Annotated in this window: 14 protein-coding genes; 5 read left to right on the top strand and 9 right to left on the bottom strand. The window is 72.2% G+C overall.

Annotation, left to right across the window (positions count from 1 at the left end):
* Positions 1-87: 87 nt before the first annotated feature.
* The 6 genes from cseC to OH735_RS16295 all read right to left on the bottom strand — a co-directional run bounded on the left by cseC (position 88) and on the right by OH735_RS16295 (position 5,482).
* Positions 88-1,470: a two-component system sensor histidine kinase CseC gene (cseC, locus tag OH735_RS16320; protein WP_406382270.1), complete on the bottom strand. Its 1,383-nt coding sequence runs from the start codon at positions 1,468-1,470 to the stop codon at positions 88-90.
* Positions 1,467-2,174 (bottom strand): two-component system response regulator CseB, encoded by a 708-nt coding sequence (gene cseB, locus OH735_RS16315; RefSeq protein WP_406382269.1) that lies wholly within the window; start codon positions 2,172-2,174, stop codon positions 1,467-1,469. The genes cseC and cseB overlap by 4 nt, the downstream gene beginning before the upstream one ends.
* A gap of 10 nt (positions 2,175-2,184) precedes the next feature.
* On the bottom strand, positions 2,185-2,931 hold the full coding sequence (locus OH735_RS16310; protein ID WP_406382268.1) for a hypothetical protein: 747 nt from the start codon (positions 2,929-2,931) through the stop codon (positions 2,185-2,187).
* On the bottom strand, positions 2,919-3,569 hold the full coding sequence (locus tag OH735_RS16305; RefSeq protein WP_406382267.1) for a SigE family RNA polymerase sigma factor: 651 nt from the start codon (positions 3,567-3,569) through the stop codon (positions 2,919-2,921). The genes OH735_RS16310 and OH735_RS16305 overlap by 13 nt, the downstream gene beginning before the upstream one ends.
* A gap of 173 nt (positions 3,570-3,742) precedes the next feature.
* Entirely contained in the window at positions 3,743-4,645 is a 903-nt protein-coding gene (locus tag OH735_RS16300) for an A/G-specific adenine glycosylase (protein ID WP_406382266.1), read from the bottom strand.
* Positions 4,646-4,798: 153 nt separating this feature from the next.
* Entirely contained in the window at positions 4,799-5,482 is a 684-nt protein-coding gene (locus OH735_RS16295) for a phosphatase PAP2 family protein (protein ID WP_406382265.1), read from the bottom strand.
* Positions 5,483-5,677: 195 nt separating this feature from the next.
* On the opposite strand from OH735_RS16295, the gene OH735_RS16290 reads away from it, so the two are divergent.
* The gene (locus OH735_RS16290; protein WP_406382264.1) at positions 5,678-6,478 is read left to right on the top strand and encodes a hypothetical protein; all 801 of its coding nucleotides are present in this window, start codon (positions 5,678-5,680) and stop codon (positions 6,476-6,478) included.
* Positions 6,479-6,644: 166 nt separating this feature from the next.
* Here OH735_RS16290 and disA read toward each other — a convergent pair whose 3' ends face one another.
* Both disA and radA read right to left on the bottom strand, forming a co-directional pair.
* Positions 6,645-7,769, bottom strand: a complete 1,125-nt coding sequence (disA, locus tag OH735_RS16285) for a DNA integrity scanning diadenylate cyclase DisA (protein ID WP_406382262.1) — start codon at positions 7,767-7,769, stop codon at positions 6,645-6,647.
* An 80-nt stretch (positions 7,770-7,849) separates the two neighbouring features.
* Entirely contained in the window at positions 7,850-9,262 is a 1,413-nt protein-coding gene (radA, locus tag OH735_RS16280) for a DNA repair protein RadA (protein WP_406382261.1), read from the bottom strand.
* Between the two features lie 239 nt (positions 9,263-9,501).
* Here radA and OH735_RS16275 point away from each other — a divergent pair, with 239 nt between their 5' ends.
* Entirely contained in the window at positions 9,502-11,412 is a 1,911-nt protein-coding gene (locus OH735_RS16275; protein ID WP_406382260.1) for a BACON domain-containing protein, read from the top strand.
* Between the two features lie 105 nt (positions 11,413-11,517).
* Here OH735_RS16275 and OH735_RS16270 read toward each other — a convergent pair whose 3' ends face one another.
* The gene (locus OH735_RS16270; protein WP_406382259.1) at positions 11,518-12,360 is read right to left on the bottom strand and encodes a hypothetical protein; all 843 of its coding nucleotides are present in this window, start codon (positions 12,358-12,360) and stop codon (positions 11,518-11,520) included.
* A 40-nt stretch (positions 12,361-12,400) separates the two neighbouring features.
* Between OH735_RS16270 and OH735_RS16265 the strand changes: the two genes are divergently transcribed.
* The 3 genes from OH735_RS16265 to ilvD all read left to right on the top strand — a co-directional run bounded on the left by OH735_RS16265 (position 12,401) and on the right by ilvD (position 16,389).
* On the top strand, positions 12,401-13,366 hold the full coding sequence (locus tag OH735_RS16265) for a Ppx/GppA family phosphatase (RefSeq protein WP_406382258.1): 966 nt from the start codon (positions 12,401-12,403) through the stop codon (positions 13,364-13,366).
* Positions 13,367-13,506: 140 nt separating this feature from the next.
* Positions 13,507-14,334: a sugar phosphate isomerase/epimerase family protein gene (locus OH735_RS16260; protein WP_406382256.1), complete on the top strand. Its 828-nt coding sequence runs from the start codon at positions 13,507-13,509 to the stop codon at positions 14,332-14,334.
* A gap of 204 nt (positions 14,335-14,538) precedes the next feature.
* Positions 14,539-16,389, top strand: a complete 1,851-nt coding sequence (ilvD, locus tag OH735_RS16255; protein WP_406382255.1) for a dihydroxy-acid dehydratase — start codon at positions 14,539-14,541, stop codon at positions 16,387-16,389.
* The last annotated feature ends 3 nt before the right edge of the window (positions 16,390-16,392 follow it).

Raw genomic sequence — 16,392 nt, 5'->3', positions numbered from 1 at the left:
CAGCGGCTCACCGCACGACGTGCGCGTACGAGCCCGCGTACGGAGAGGCTCCCGGGGCGCGCCCCGGGAGCCTCTCCCGTATCCGCTTCAGCCGCCGTTCCGTCTGCGGACGGACTCCGCCCTCTCCCCGTCGCCGCTGCCCGGTGTGCGCTGCTCGGACACGCGCAGGACCGGGAAGCTGCCGGTGTTCGTCGGCGCGTGCTCGGGCAGCCACAGCACGGCGATCGCCCCGCCCGCGCCCTTCGCCGCCCCCTCCGGCCCCGCGTTGCGGAAGGTCAGCCGGGCCCCGAGGACCCGCGCCTGGCCGACCGCGATCGTCAGCCCGAGACCGTGCCCGTGCCCGGCCCGGTCGCTGCTTCCGGTACGGAACCGGCTCGGCCCCTCACGCAGCAGCGCCGCCGGGAACCCGGCACCGTGATCGCGGATCCGCACCACCCGGCCCTCGACCGTGACCTCCACCGGCGTGGCACCGTGCTTCGCGGCGTTGCCCAGCAGATTGCCGAGGATCCGTTCCAGTCGGCGCGGATCGGTGCTGACCCAGGACTCGTGGACGACCTGCACCCGCACATCCGGGTCCAGCAGCGCGATCCGCCTGCTGACGAACTCGCCCAGCGCGATTTCCTGCAGCTCGGCCCGCTCCGACGCACTGTCCAGCCGGGCCACCTCCAGCACGTCCTCGACGAGCGTACGCATCGCCTGCGCCCGGTCCCGTACCAGCTCCGTGGGACGGCCCGGCGGCAGCAGCTCGGCCGCCGTCAGCAGACCCGTCACCGGCGTACGCAGCTCGTGCGCGATGTCCGCGGTGACCCGGCGCTCCGCCTCGATCCGTTCGTTCAGCGCGTCCGTCAGCGCGTCCACCGCCCGGGCCAGCTCATCGGTCTCGTCCTGGACGACACCGCCGACGGCCTCCCGGACCCGTACATCCGTGTTGCCCTCCGCGACCAGGCCCGCCGCGGCCGCCGCCTTGCGCAGCCGGCGCGACAGCTGCCCGCCGATCAGCACGCCCAGCGCGCAGCCGCCGAACACCACGGAGACCGAGCCGATGATCAGCGCCCGGTCCAGGTCACTCATGATCGTGGCGCTGCGATCGGCGAAAGGCGTGTGCAGCGAGAGGACGTCGCCGTTGCCGACCGGCACGGCCGCCCACACATCGGGCACCCCGTTCCTGAGCTCCTCGACATGCGTGGCGCGCCGGTTCCTGCTGATCTCCGCGCGCAGGCTGTGCGGCATCGTCGGATCGTTGAGCTTGGCGCCGAACCGTGGGTCGGCCTTCTGCGTCTTCTTGGCCTCGTACAGCAGCTGCGCGTATGTCAGCCGCTCAAGCTGGACCTCGCGCGCGTTCTCCAGCATCGAGACCCGCGCGGCGTTGTGGACGACGAAGCTGAGCGCGACCGCGGTCAGCGCGCCGACCGCCGCGATGGCGATGCTTATCTTCCAGCGGACCCCCGTCCGCAGGGCGAGCCGCTTCATGGCCGGAGTTTGTAGCCGAAGCCGCGGACCGTCTCGATCCGGTCCTGGCCGATCTTGGTGCGCAGCCGCTGCACATGGACATCCACGACCCGGGTGTCACCGCCCCATCCGTAGTCCCAGACCCGCTCCAGGAGCTTGTCGCGGGAGAGCACAGTGCCGGGCGCGGCGGAGAACTCCAGCAGCAGCCGCATCTCGGTCGGGGTCAGCGCCACGTGCTCGCCGGCCCGGTGGACCTCCATGCCCTCGGTGTCGATCTCCAGGTCGCCGAAGACCAGCACCCCGCCGACGGGCTGCTGGTCCGGCTCCCCGTTGCCCGGCCGGCCGCCGCCCGACGCATGGCCGAAGCGGCGCAGCACGGCACGGATCCGGGCGACCAGGACCGCCCCGTCGAAGGGTTTGGTGACGTAGTCGTCGGCGCCGGCCTCCAGGCCGAGCACCACGTCGATCGAGTCGGCCCGGGCCGACAGCATGATCACGGGGACGGTCGACTCGTCGCGGATACGACGGCAGAGGCTGACTCCGTCGAGGCCCGGCACCATCACGTCGAGCAGCGCGATGTCGGGACGGTCGGCCCGGAACGCCTCCAGGCCCGACAGCCCGTCGGGCATCGCGGTGACCGTGAAGCCGTCGCGCTCCAGCGCCAGCTGGGTGGCCTCTCGGATGACGTCGTCGTCCTCGACGAACAGGACGTGGGTCTCGGCCATCGGACTGCTCTCAGTTCCTCGCCGGTTCAGCGGATTCCGGAAGTCCGGCCGCTCCGTCACCGACGGCTCGGTTGAAGTCGTTGTGCACCCGGTCGTGCTCGCTGAACCGGTTGTTCGCCCAGTGGTAGGTGATCACTTCCTCGCCGGAGGGGTACGCGACCGTGTCCTTCTTCCCGTACACCTGGGCCGTGACCACCAGATCACCGCGGTCGATGGTGCCGTACACCGCGGGCTGCTCGATGGCGAACACGTTCTCGTACGTGCCGTTGCCCCGCGGGCGGTACACGTACGTGCCGACGCCCACCGAGTCGCCGCAGGTCATCACGTTGACCACGACGTCGGCCGAGGAACTGCCGGTCAGGGTGCCGTAAGAGGTGTCCACCGGGTACTCGGAACTGCTGCACGGCTTCAGGTCCGTCCTGACCCGCTCGCCGACCTTGGGGTCCTTCTTGAGCAGCGCCACCGGATCGACCCGGGGCGTGGGCTTCGCCGTGGACGGCGAATGGGCGCTCGGCGTGACCTGGGCGACCGGCTGGGTGCCCGCCGGGCCCTCGTCCCGGGTGCCCGTGCCGCCGGTGGAGCAGCCGACGGCGAACAGCCCGAAGGCGGCGAGCCCGACCAGGGTCGTGGTGCCCGCCGCCCAGCCGGTCAGGAACCGGCCACGTCGGACGGTGGCCACGGGGCCACCGTCGTCTCTTGCGCCGCAACGGTCGTCGTCGCCGCTGCCGCTGTCACCGCTGGCTGTCAGGCCGCGCACCGCTCCCGCCCCCGTTCGTCCATCCGCCCACCCGCCTGCTCCCGTATCCGCGCCGTTGCCCGCGCACGCACCGGAGCACCGGCGGCCGGAGCGCGGCCGGCCGCGGCACGTCCCTGCTCCTCCCGGAGCCGGGCCTCCGTGCTCGCCGCCTCGCGGCTCTCCAGCTCCTGGCGCAGTCGTGCCAGCGCGCGGTGCAGCGTGCTCTTCACCGTACCGGTCGACATGCCGAGGGCCGCCGCCGTCTCCTCCGTACTCATCTGCTCCCAGTGTCGCAGCACGACGACGCTGCGCTGCTTGGGAGCCAGTACGCCCAGCACGTCCACCAGCAGGGCACGGTTCGCGCGCTGCTCGGTGCCGTCCTCGACGCTCGCGTCGGGCAGCTGCTCGGTGGGGACTTCGTCCAGCTTGCGGGACCGCCACCACTCGGTCCGGGTGTTGATCATGACGCGGCGCAGATAGGCGTCGGCGAGGGACTTGTCGGCGATGCCGTCCCAGCGGCCGTACGTACGGACCAGGGCGGTCTGCAGCAGGTCCTGCGCGTCCACCGGGTCGGGGACCAGTCGGCGCGCACTGCGTAGCAGTGCCTCCTGCCGGGTGCGTACGTATTCCTCGAATTCGAGCACCTCGCCCTGCGCCATTCCAACCGCCTCCGTCCCCGTAGAACCCCGTACACCGCCGCCAGCCATCGGATCGGTTGGGCGGACGTCGTCGACGCTACGGAGCTGTTGTCACGGGGCTGTGCGGAGCAGCCATACGCCGACGCACGGCTGTCCATCGGTTGTGTAACAGCGAGGGGGAGGAGAGCTGTGGATCAGCTCATCGGCAGCCGGTACTGGCCGCCGGGCAGCGGTTCGACGAGGCCGTCCGCGACCAGGCCGTCCAGTGCGCGGGCGCGTTGCACCGGCTCGTCCCACACCGCGTCCAGGGCCGACTGCGGCACCGGTGCCACGGCCTCGCGCAGTACGGCGAGCAGCCGCCCGCGCACCTGCCGGTCCGTACCGGCGTAGGACTGGCCCCGTCGGGCGGGCCCCTGGTGGGCGGGCTTGCCGGCCAGCCGCCAGGCGCACTGCCCAGCGATCGGGCACCGCGTGCAGTCCTCGTTCTTGGCGGTGCAGACGAGGGCGCCGAGCTCCATCGTCGCGGCGGCCCAGCGGGCGGCCCGTTCGTCCTCCTCGGGGAGCAGGGCGCGGGCGAGCTTGCGTTCGGCGGCGGTGGTCGCGTTCGGCGGGTACTGGATGCCGGTCGCGGCCCGGGCGAACACCCGGCGGACGTTCGTGTCCAGTACGGCATGCCGCTGCCCGTACGCGAACGAGGCCACGGCCGCCGCGGTGTACTCGCCGATCCCGGGCAGGGCGAGCAGCTGACCGTGCTCGCTCGGTACGTCGCCGCCGTGTCGTTCAGTTATTGCCAGCGCGGCCCCGTGCAGGCGGAGCGCGCGGCGCGGGTAGCCGAGCCGGCCCCAGGCGCGGACCGCCTCACCGGGCGGCTCGGCGGCCAGGTCGGCCGGGCGCGGCCAGCGGGCCAGCCACTGTTCGTACACCGGAAGGACCCGGCTGACGGGGGTCTGCTGCAGCATGAACTCGCTCACCATCACACCCCAGGCGTCCGCTTCGGGACGGCGCCAGGGCAGATCGCGGGCGTGCTGTTCGAACCACCCGATGACGGGAGTGTGGAGGGAGGCGGGGGGCGTCTGTGTCGCAGTCATGGCAGTCATCGCACCCACGATCCTGGCACGGAGGGGCGGACGAACACTCGGCGCACGGTGGTGTCGCTCCTCCTGAGGGCCCTTGGGGTGATAATGCCACCCGTCTGTCCCCCCGGAATCCGGCAACCGGCCCAAGGGGTCTCCCCCGGGCCGTCGATGCCGTCAGCGCCGCCGCCGGGACCCTCCGTGCCGCCGCCGGGACCGGCCCGCCGGCGCCGTACCCTGCCCCTGCCCCGGCGCCGTGCCCGGCCCCGACACGAGGGCCGCCACCGGCGCCCCGCTGTCCCGTACCGTCCGGGCGAGCGACCGTGCCGGGCGGTACAGCACGGCGACCACCGCGGCCGACACAGCCGCACCCAGCAGCAGCCCGACCGCCACGTCGTGCGGATAGTGCACCCCGACGAAGACCCGGGAGAAGGCCATCAGCAGGGCCAGCGGCACGGTGAGCCAGGCCAGCCGGGGCCGGGCGATCGCCAGGGCGACGGCTGCCGCGCCGGCGATCGCGGAGTGGTTGCTGGGGAACGACCAGTCGCCCGTCGGCGGACAGGGCACCAGGGAGGCCGCCGCCCCGACGACCGTCCGGCACGGCCGTTCCTCGTCGACCACCGACTTGAGCACCTCGCTGACCACGTAGCCGAAGGCCGTCGCGAGGGGCGCGAGCACGGCCAGGGCCAGGGCGCGCTCGTCCGCCCGGCGGGCCCGCCACCACCCGGTGACGAACAGGACGCCGAAGACGAGGAGTCCGAGCTCCGTCCATATTTCGGCCAGATGTTGCACCCATGACGGCATGTCATGAGCGAAGTCGGTGATGTCCCGGTAGAGCGGGGCAGTAACTGAACTATCCATGTGACAGAGGGTAGTCAACGAAATCGAGTGGTCACCTTCGGCGATGCCAGGGGCCGAACAGGCGGCAGTGCGGGGCCCGAACGGGCGGAAGTGCGGGGCCCGAACAGGCCGTCCCGGGATGATGATCCGCAAAACTTCGGGGCGGGGCGGCGGGTGGGGCGGGAGTCGGCGCGGATCTCTCGTACAGTTTGCGCCGTGGGATCTTTGCGTAATCCGATCGGGCCGCTTCCCTCCACCATCTACTGGCGGCGGAGGGCGGTAGCGGCGACGCTGGTTGCGCTGCTCGTGGCGCTGATTGTATGGGCCGTCACCTCCGGCGGCGGCAAGAAGACCACGGACGATTCCCGGCCCGGTGGATCGGGTCCCGTGCACGAGATCACTCCCGGCCCCACCCCGTCGGGCCCGGCCATCAGCCAACAGCCGGGCGGGCGCGACGAGTCGGACGACACGGGTGGCGGTGGCGGGGACAGCAGCGGTACGGGCACGGGCACCGACGGCGGTACGGACGCCGGCGGCGGGTCGGGCACCGGAGCCGGTGGCGCGGGCGACGGCGTCGAGACGACTGGTCAGCAGGTCCCGGCGAACTCCCCGATCCCCAACTGCACCGCAGGCGCACTCCAGTTGAGCCTGAGCACCGAACTCAGCTACAGCCCCGGCCAGAAGCCGAAGTTCCGCCTGGTCGCCAGGAACACCTCGTCCGCCGACTGCAAGGCCGACTTCGGGCCGAAGAGCGCGGTGCTCACCATCACCGAGGCCGGTGGCGACGACAGCCAGGTGTGGTCCTCCAAGGACTGCCCGCGCAACGCGGGCAGCCTGCTGCTGAAGATCCCGGCGGGCGCTACCGTCGTGCACACTGTGGAGTGGGACCGCAGGAAGAGCGTCCCGCAGTGCGCCACGCCGCCGTCGGGGGCCGCGGGGCCCGGTACGTATCTGGTCGAGGCGAAGGCGCCGGGCGAGCCGGTGCAGCGCGCCTCCTTCGTCCTCGCGAAGGACTGAGCAGGGCCGAGAACGGCGAAGGGCCGAGAGTGGCGAAGGGCCGAGAGCGGCGAAGGGCCGAGAACGGCCGAGAAGGACTCAGGGGCTGGGGCCCCGGAAAACACTGCGGGGCCCGGTCTTCCGGGCCCCGCACTGTGTCTCATGCCGCGCACTGCTGCGCGCGCCGCTACACGTACCGTTCGAGGATCGACGACTCGGCCAGCCGCGACAGCCCCTCGCGCACGCTCCGCGCCCGCGCCTCGCCGACCCCGTCGACCGTCTGGAGGTCGTCCACGCTGGCGGCGAGGAGCTTCTGCAGGCCGCCGAAGTGCTCCACCAGCCGGTCGATGATCGCCCCGGGCAGCCGCGGCACCTTCGCCAGCAGCCGGAAGCCGCGCGGCGAGACCGCCGAATCCAGCGTCTCCGGCGAGCCGCTGTACCCCAGCGCCCTTGCCACGACCGGGAGTTCGAGCAGTTCGGTGTGGGAGAGCGCGTCGAGTTCGGTCAGCGCCTCGGTGACCGTACGGGACCGCTTCGCGGTCGGCTCCGGCACGTAGTCGCGCACGACCAGCTCGCGCTCCGGCTCGACGCCTGCGATCAACTCGTCGAGCTGGAGCGAGAGAAGCCGGCCGTCGGTGCCCAACTCCACCACGTACTCCGCGATCTCGGTCGCGATCCGGCGGACCATCTCCAGACGTTGCGCGACGGCCGTCACGTCCCGGACCGTCACCAGATCCTCGATCTCCAGCGCCGAGAGCGTGCCCGCGACCTCGTCGAGCCGGAGCTTGTACCGCTCCAGGGTGGCGAGTGCCTGATTGGCGCGGGAGAGGATCGCGGCGGACTCCTCCAGGACCCGGCGCTCCCCGTCCACGTACAGCGCGATCAGACGCATCGACTGCGAGACGGAGACGACCGGGAAGTTGCACTGCTTGGAGACCCGGTCCGCCGTGCGGTGGCGGGTGCCGGTCTCCTCGGTGGGGATGGAGGCATCCGGGACCAGTTGCACGCCGGCCCGCAGGATCTTGGTCATGTCCTTGTCGAGGATCAGTGCCCCGTCGAGCTTCGCCAGCTCACGCAGTCGCGTCGCGGTGAACTCCACGTCCAGCACGAATCCGCCGGTGCACATCGACTCGACGGTCTTGTCCATGCCGAGCACGATCAGCCCGCCGGTGTTGCCGCGGAGGATGCGCTCCAGGCCGTCCCGCAGCGCCATTCCGGGCGCGACGGCGCTCAATGAGGCGCGCATCAGCGCCTCGTTACCGGTGCCTTGGCCGGACTTTCCGGGCGATGCTGCCCGGTCGCTGGCTGCCACTGCACTCCTCCGGTCACAGGTTTGCGGTGCCCTTACGTCACTCATACCGTTCGTACGGACGGGCGAGACCAGGGCAAAGTCTACCGGCGTGCGCTCTCCTCCCGTGGGGCCTGTGCGCGAGACCGGCGCGGGAGCACGCTCAGAGCATCGCCCATGTTGGCGACTTCTGTGACCTTCATACCGGCCGGGACCTTTCCCGGGTCGGTCGGAACCAGCGCGTGCGTGAAGCCCAGACGGTACGCCTCGGCCAGCCTGCGCTGGACCCCCGTAACCCGTCTGACCTCGCCCGCGAGGCCCACTTCGCCGATCGCCACCAGGTTCTTGGGAAGAGGCGTGTCACTGGCGGCGCTGGCCAGCGCCAGCGCGACCGCGAGGTCCGCGGCGGGCTCGGAGAGCTTCACTCCGCCGACCGTCGCGCTGTAGATGTCCCGCTTGCCGAGCGAACTGATCCGGCCGCGCTGTTCCAGAACGGCCAGCATCATCGACACCCGGGACGTCTCCAGCCCCGAGGTGGTGCGCCGGGGGGAAGGGATCTGGGAGTCGACCGTCAACGCCTGCACCTCGGCGACGAGCGGCCGCTTGCCCTCCAGGGTGACGGTCAGGCAGGTGCCGGGCACCGGTTCGTCGCGCCGGGTGAGGAACAGCCCGGACGGGTCGGCGAGGCCGGTGATGCCCTCGTCGTGCAGCTCGAAACAGCCGACCTCGTCGGTCGCGCCGTACCTGTTCTTGACGCCGCGTACGAGCCGCAGACGGGCATGGCGGTCGCCTTCGAAGGACAGCACCACATCGACGAGATGCTCCAGCAGCCGCGGCCCGGCGATCGCCCCGTCCTTCGTGACGTGGCCGACCAGGAGCGTCGACATGCCGCGCTCCTTGGAGGCCCGGATGAGGGCGCCGGCGACCTCCCGGACCTGTGCCATGCCGCCGGGGGCCCCGTCGATCTCGGGCGAGGCGACGGTCTGTACGGAGTCGAGGATGAGGAGCGACGGCTTGACGGCGTCCAGATGACCGAGGACCGCGGACAGGTCCGTCTCGGCGGCGAGATACAGATGGTCGTTGATCGCCCGGATCCGGTCGGCGCGCAGGCGCACCTGGCTCGCGGACTCCTCGGCGGTGACGTAGAGGGTGCGGTGGTCGTCGCTCGCCGCCTTGGCGGCGACATCCAGCAGCAGCGTCGACTTCCCGACGCCCGGTTCGCCCGCGAGCAGCACGACGGCACCGGGGACGAGCCCGCCGCCGAGCACCCGGTCCAGCTCACCGACGCCGGTGGACCGGGCGGTGGCCTGCCGGCTGTCGACCTGGCCGATGGGGAGCGCGGCGGTGCTGACCCGGCCGGCCGCGGTGGTCCGCACGGCGGGGGCGCCGCCGAACTCCTCGACCGTCCCCCACGCCTGGCATTCGGGGCAGCGGCCGAGCCACTTGGCGGTCGTCCAGCCGCATTCTGTGCAGCGGTAGGACGGCCGGTCCTTCGCGGATTTCGTACGGGCAGCCATGGCGCAACCGTATAGGTGGGGTCGGACAACGCCGCCGGGCACGGTCCGTGGGCGGCGTCCGGCACGGCAGCGGCGGGTAGCTTCCGTCGGTTTCGAGGATCTCGGCTCCCAGAGTTCCAAGGATCTCGGCTCCCTGAATCCGGGATTCCTGTCCTCTTTCGAGCGATACGTTCACCCGTAAGGATTAAATGTGCTGAAGGGGCGCTAAAGGCATGCTCTGTGCTGCCTACGGTCGCCAGGTGACGAGCAGCAGACTGGAGCCCCCCACGCACACCACCGGCGCACACCGGGCGCGGCGACTTGCGCCCCACTCCTCGACGCACCCTTCGCCGCGGCGGCCTCCCGCACGTTACGAGCCGCATCTCGACGGCCTGTTCACCTACTGCCTCTCCGTGCTTTGCGACCACGATGCCGCCACCGAGGCGCTCGGCGGTGTGCTGGCGATCGCGGAACGGCAGCACGGCCGGTGCCCGGCGGGTGAGGAGGAACGTAAATCCTGGCTGTACGCGCTGGCCCGATGGATGTGTCTGCGCAGGCTCGCCGAGCAGAAACAGGGCCGTCGGGCACACCGTCACAAGGCCGGGAAGCCCTCGGGAAGACCGCAGCCCGAGCCGGAGCCGAGGCGGGAGGCGAACCGGGCGGCCGGCGGGCCCCCGGGCAAGCAGCCGAGCGGGGCGGCCGCCCAGGCGGCGCGCGCGGGACGCCGTATGCCCCCCACCGCCGCGGCGAAGGCCGCTGCCGCCCCCTTCCCGTCCGGCGGCGCCCCGGCGGGCCACGCCTCCGCCCCGCAGTCCGAAGCCGCCGTTGAGGCGCACCGCCGCGAACTCGCCCAGCTGGCCTGGCCGGAGGCCGCGGGCACCACCCCCGAACAGCGCGAAGCGCTCGAACTCGCCGTGCGCCACCGCCTCGCCCCGCGCGCCGTCGCCTCCGTCCTGGGCCTCGAACCAGCGACCGCCCGGGAGCTCCTGGCCGCCGCGGCCTGCGAGGTGGAACGCACCCGCGCCGCCCTGGCCGTCGTCGAGACCGGCAACTGCCCCACCATCGCCCGCCTCACCGGCGACCACCGCGTCCTGCTCTCCGCCACCCTGCGCCGCGAACTCGTCCGCCATGTCGACGACTGCCCCCGCTGCCGCCGGGCCGCCGAGCGGGCCGGTGCCGAGGGTCCCTGGCCGGGCGCGGCCGTCACCCCGGCCGCCACGCTGCCGGTCGTCGAGGCGCCGCGGCCGTCCGCGTACGTCGCGATGGTGCACGCCCAGCGGAACCGGTCCGGCGGCCCGCGCTTCGACCGGGCGGGCTTCCCCATGGACCCGAAGGACCGCGCCGCGCGCCGGGACCGGCTGCGGGCCAGGGTCGTGACGACGACGGTGGTGGCGACGGTCGTCGCGGCCCCGGTGATCGCGCTGTGGACCGCCTATCGCGGCGCGCCGCAGACCGGCGAGGGCCACGACGGCGCCTCGGTCACCGCGACCGAGGCGGACGCCCGCCAAGACCTCGACGGCACCCCGGACGGCCACTACGAGAACGCGGGCAACGCCCGTCCCCGCCCCGACGGTCCCTTCGAGGACGGCCGCGGTCCGGACGTCTCGGCCGAGGTGATCAGCTCGGGTCCGGTGCGGGGCGGCATCGGCGGTCTCACCGTCGAGGCCCGCTCGTCCGGCGGGACGACACTGATCCGGCTGACCGCCTCGGGCGGCGCCCCGGTCGCGTGGTCGGCCCGCGCGGACGCGTCCTGGCTGCGCCTCAGCAGCTCCTCGGGGACGCTCGCCGCGGGCGAGAGCGTCACGATCCGCGTCCATGTGGACCACCTGCGGGAACCCGCCGGCCCCTGGAGCGCGCGCATCGCCCTCGCCCCGTCGGGTTCGGTCGTGGCGATCCGGGGACGGGGACACGACGCGACGACACCGTCGCCCGGTGGCCCGGGACATTCGGGGACGCCCGCACCCTCCGACTCCTCGGGACCGTCCGTACCGTCGGATCCGCCGCCGTCCTCGCCGGACCCCACACACCCCACCGACCCGACCCCCGACCCGACGGGCTCCCCGGACCCCACACCGTCCCCGACCGATCCGACACCGTCCCCGGACCCGTCCGGACCGTCGACCCCCTCCGACCCGGGGACGGGCACGGGCACCACGACCCCGGCAGGCTGAAACACACCGGCCCCGCGCGACGCGACCGACCGGCCCGCGGGAGGGCGCCCCGGCGGTCACGCCTCGCCCCGTCCGGCGCGGTCCGCCGCTGTCACACCCCGGCGGTCACGCCGGATCCGCCGGGTGCGGTGCCATCGGCAGCAGCGAGGACAGGCGTTCCTCGCACAGCTCGACCAGCCGGTCGTAGCCCTCCTTGCCCATCAGTTCGATGAGCTCCGGCCGGTACGAGACGTACACCGGCTCCCCGGCGCCGTGCGCGGACGTCGCCGATGTGCACCACCAGTGCAGATCGTGACCGCCCGGACCCCAGCCCCTGCGGTCGTACTCGCCGATCGAGACCTGGAGCACGCGCGTGTCGTCGGGCCGGTCGATCCAGTCGTACGTACGCCGGATCGGCAGCTGCCAGCAGACGTCCGGCTTGGTCTCCAGGGGCTCCTTGCCCTCCCGCAGCGCCAGGATGTGCAGCGAACAGCCCGCGCCCGCCGCGAACCCGGGACGGTTCTGGAAGATGCACGAACCCTTCCAGCGCCGCGTCTGGCGTTCCCCGTCCTCGTCGACCTCGACCCAGCCGGTCTCCGTACCGACGTCGTGGAACTGCCACAGCTCGGGGGTCAGCCGCTCGACGTGGCCGGCCACCCGCTTCTCGTCGTCCTCGTCCGAGAAATGTGCGCCCAGCGTGCAGCATCCGTCGTCCGCGCGGCCCGCCTGGATGCCCTGGCAGCCGCTGCCGAAGATGCAGGTCCACCTGGAGGTCAGCCAGGTCAGGTCGCAGCGGAAGATCTGCTCGTCGTCCGCGGGGTCGGGGAACTCGACCCAGGCGCGGGCGAAGTCGATACCCGTTTCGTCTTCGGACCGGCTCGGTCCGTTCGCTTCCTGTTGCTGCATCTCCTGCTTCGTTCTCTGCGTCTTCGTGTTTTTGCCCGGCTTCGCCTTTTTCGTCTTTGGCACGCGCCAAGAGTAAGTCCGTCGTCCCGGTAGCGTTCCTGGTATGAGACTCGGAGTCCTCGACGTGGGTTCGAACACGGTGCATCTGCTGGTGGTGGACGCGCACCCCGGCGCCCGTCCGCTGCCCGCGCACTCGCACAAGGCGGAGCTGCGCCTGGCCGAACTCCTCGACGACGACGGGGCGATCGGCCCCCACGGTGTCGACCGGCTCGTGGCAACGCTCACGGACGCGCTCCAGGCCGCCGAGGACAAGGGGTGCGAGGACGTGCTGCCCTTCGCCACGTCCGCGGTACGGGAGGCGAGCAACGCCGACCAGGTGCTGGCCCGGGTGCGGGACGAGACGGGCATCGACCTCGCCGTCCTCAGCGGCGCGGAGGAGGCCCGGCTCACCTTCCTCGCCGCCCGCCGCTGGTTCGGCTGGTCGGCGGGGCGGCTGCTGGTCCTGGACATCGGGGGCGGTTCGCTGGAGATCGCGTACGGCATGGACGAGGAGCCGGACGCCGCGGTGTCGCTGCCGCTCGGGGCCGGTCGGCTGACCGCCGGGTGGCTGCCGGGCGATCCGCCGGACCCGGCGGACGTGCGGGCGCTGCGCCGTCATGTCCGGGCCCGGATCGCCCGGAGCGTCGGGGAGTTCACCCGCCTCGGGCGCCCGGACCACGTCGTCGGCACCTCCAAGACGTTCAAGCAGCTCGCCAGGATCGCGGGCGCCGCACGCTCCACCGACGGCCTGTACGTGCAGCGCGCCCTCACCCGCAAGGCGCTGGAGGAGTGGGTGCCGAAGCTGGCGGCGATGACGACCGAGCAGCGGGGCGCTCTGCCCGGGGTCTCCGAGGGCCGGGCCGCGCAGCTGCTGGCCGGGGCGCTGGTCGCCGAGGGGGCCATGGACCTGTTCGGGGTCGAGGAGCTGGAGATCTGCCCCTGGGCGCTGCGCGAGGGCGTCATCCTGCGCCGCCTGGACCACCTGCCGACGGAGCCCACAGAACCGACGGAGCGGGCCGCGCTGCGCTGAAGCGCCGCGCGCAGGGGGCCACGCCACCCCACGCAGGTCGCCCCGCCGCCCGGCACAGGTGGCCGGAAGCCGGCCATGGCCCTTGTCACTTTCCGCCCGGGTCCCTCGGCGGGGCGTACCACTGCCCGTACGCTGTCCCAGTGGCAGAACCAGTGGTGCGCATCCCGGATGCGAAGGTCGCCCTGTCGACGGCTTCCGTCTACCCGGAGTCGACGTCGACGGCCTTCGAGATCGCCGCGCGTCTTGGTTACGACGGTGTCGAGATCATGGTGTGGACCGACCCCGTCAGCCAGGACATCGAGGCCCTTCGACGGCTTTCGGACTACCACCAGGTGCCGATCCTCGCCGTCCACGCGCCCTGTCTGCTGATCACCCAGCGCGTCTGGTCCACCGATCCGTGGGTGAAGCTCCAGCGGGCCCGTGCAGCCGCGGAGAAGCTCGGGGCGACGACCGTGGTCGTCCACCCGCCGTTCCGTTGGCAGCGCAACTACGCGCGCGACTTCGTCACCGGGATCTGGCGCATGGCCGACGAGACCGATGTGCGGTTCGCCGTCGAGAACATGTACCCGTGGCGCTACCGGGACCGCGAGATGCTCGCGTACGCCCCCGACTGGGACGTCACCAACGACGACTACCGGCACTTCACCGTGGACCTCTCGCACACCGCGACGGCCCGCACCGACGGCATGGCGATGGTGGACCGGATGGGCGACCGGCTCGCCCACGTCCACCTCGCCGACGGCAAGGGCTCCAACAAGGACGAACACCTGGTGCCCGGCCGCGGCGACCAGCCCTGCGCCGAACTCCTGGAGCACCTGGCCCGTACCGGCTTCGACGGCCATGTCGTCATCGAGGTCAACACCCGCCGCGCCATGTCCACCGCCGAACGCGAGGCCGACCTGGCGGAGGCGCTGGCCTTCACCCGACTCCACCTGGCGTCGTCCTCGGCCGAGGCGCCGCGCCGGTGACCGGCGGCCACACCGACGACGAGGGCCCCGCGCACCCCGCCCCCGAGCGCCGCGGCCGTCCCTCCCGCACGTCCCGTACCAAAAAGGCCCCGCCCCGCCCATCCACCGAGCACCCCATCTCGTATACCGGACACGGTGTCCAGATCTTGGAGCCGGAGGCGTAGGCTCGAAGGCAGTCTTTTCATGTCGAAGGAGCGAGAGACGATGCCCCAGCTGAGGTCCCGCACTGTCACCCACGGCCGCAACATGGCGGGCGCCCGCGCCCTTATGCGGGCGTCGGGCGTAGCGAGCGAGGACATCGGCAAGCCGATCATCGCCGTCGCCAACTCCTTCACAGAGTTCGTCCCCGGCCACACCCACCTGGCCCCGGTCGGCCGGATCGTCTCCGACGCGATCAAGGCCGCGGGTGCCGTGCCGCGCGAGTTCAACACCATCGCCGTCGACGACGGCATCGCGATGGGCCACGGCGGGATGCTCTACAGCCTCCCCTCCCGCGACCTGATCGCCGACTCCGTCGAGTACATGGCCGAGGCGCACTGCGCGGACGCGCTGATCTGCATCTCCAACTGCGACAAGATCACCCCCGGCATGCTGATGGCCGCGATGCGCCTCAACATCCCGACCGTCTTCGTCTCCGGCGGCCCGATGGAGGCCGGCAAGGCCACCCTCGTCGACGGCACGGTCCGCAAGCTCGACCTGGTCAACGCGATCAGCGACGCGGTCAACGAGAACATCTCCGACGAGGACATCCTCCGCATCGAGGAGAACGCCTGTCCCACCTGCGGCAGCTGTTCCGGCATGTTCACCGCCAACTCGATGAACTGCCTGACCGAGGCGCTCGGCCTCTCCCTCCCCGGCAACGGCACGGTCCTCGCCACGCACACCGCCCGCAAGGCGCTGTACGAGGAGGCCGGCCGCACGGTCGTCGAGATCACCAGGCGCTACTACGAGCAGGACGACGAGACGGTCCTGCCCCGCTCCATCGGTACCCGCGCCGCGTTCGACAACGCCATGGCGCTCGACATCGCCATGGGCGGCTCGACCAACACGATCCTGCACCTGCTCGCCGCGGCGCAGGAGGCCGAGCTCTCCTACGACCTCGACGACATCGACGAGGTCTCGCGCCGCGTCCCGTGCCTGTCGAAGGTCGCGCCCAACGTGGCCCCTGGCGGCACGTACTACATGGAGGACGTGCACCGGGCCGGCGGCATCCCCGCCATCCTCGGTGAGCTGCACCGCGCCGGCCTGCTCAACGAGGACGTGCACGCGGTCCACTCCGGCTCCCTCGCCGAGTGGCTGAAGAACTGGGACGTCCGCGGCGGCTCCCCGTCCCCCGAAGCCGTCGAGCTGTGGCACGCGGCCCCCGGCTGCGTCCGTTCCGCGACTGCCTTCTCGCAGTCCGAGCGCTGGGAGACCCTCGACGTGGACGCGGCCGGCGGCTGCATCCGCGACCTGGCGCACGCGTACTCCAAGGACGGCGGCCTCGCGGTCCTCAAGGGGAACATCGCCGTGGACGGCTGCGTCGTGAAGACGGCGGGTGTCGACGAGTCGATCTGGACCTTCGAGGGCCCGGCGGTCGTCTGCGAGTCGCAGGAGGACGCCGTCGACAAGATCCTCCGCAAGGAGATCAAGGAGGGCGATGTCGTCGTCATCCGTTACGAGGGCCCGCGCGGCGGCCCCGGGATGCAGGAGATGCTCTACCCCACGTCCTTCCTCAAGGGCCGCGGCCTCGGCAAGAGCTGTGCCCTGGTGACCGACGGCCGCTTCTCCGGCGGTACGTCGGGACTGTCCATCGGCCATGCGTCGCCGGAGGCCGCGTCGGGCGGCACGATCGCGCTCGTCGAGGACGGCGACCGGATCCGGATCGACATCCCGAACCGTTCGATCGAGCTTCTCGTCCCCGAGGCCGAGCTGACCACCCGCCGCGAGGCGCTGAACGGCGTCTACGCGCCGAAGGGCCGCGAGCGCAAGGTCTCGGCCGCGCTGCGCGCGTACGCGGCGATGGCGACGAGCGCGGACCGGGGCGCGGTGCGGGACGTGTCCAAGCTCGGCTGAACC

Origin of the sequence: Streptomyces sp. NBC_01618 (assembly GCF_045209435.1) — a bacterium.
Taxonomy (GTDB): Bacteria; Actinomycetota; Actinomycetes; order Streptomycetales; family Streptomycetaceae; genus Streptomyces.
Note: the sequence above shows the minus strand (reverse complement) of the source record. Positions and strands in the feature narration are given on the sequence as shown.

What these genes read in the sequence shown, in the direction of transcription:
- OH735_RS16265 (WP_406382258.1), top strand. Translation starts at nt 12,401, where the DNA reads ATGAGACTCGGAGTCCTCGACGTGGGTTCGAACACGGTGCATCTGCTG.
- OH735_RS16305 (WP_406382267.1), bottom strand. Translation starts at nt 3,569, where the DNA reads ATGGCGCAGGGCGAGGTGCTCGAATTCGAGGAATACGTACGCACCCGG.
- OH735_RS16295 (WP_406382265.1), bottom strand. Translation starts at nt 5,482, where the DNA reads ATGGATAGTTCAGTTACTGCCCCGCTCTACCGGGACATCACCGACTTC.
- ilvD (WP_406382255.1), top strand. Translation starts at nt 14,539, where the DNA reads ATGCCCCAGCTGAGGTCCCGCACTGTCACCCACGGCCGCAACATGGCG.
- radA (WP_406382261.1), bottom strand. Translation starts at nt 9,262, where the DNA reads ATGGCTGCCCGTACGAAATCCGCGAAGGACCGGCCGTCCTACCGCTGC.
- OH735_RS16300 (WP_406382266.1), bottom strand. Translation starts at nt 4,645, where the DNA reads ATGACTGCCATGACTGCGACACAGACGCCCCCCGCCTCCCTCCACACT.
- cseC (WP_406382270.1), bottom strand. Translation starts at nt 1,470, where the DNA reads ATGAAGCGGCTCGCCCTGCGGACGGGGGTCCGCTGGAAGATAAGCATC.
- cseB (WP_406382269.1), bottom strand. Translation starts at nt 2,174, where the DNA reads ATGGCCGAGACCCACGTCCTGTTCGTCGAGGACGACGACGTCATCCGA.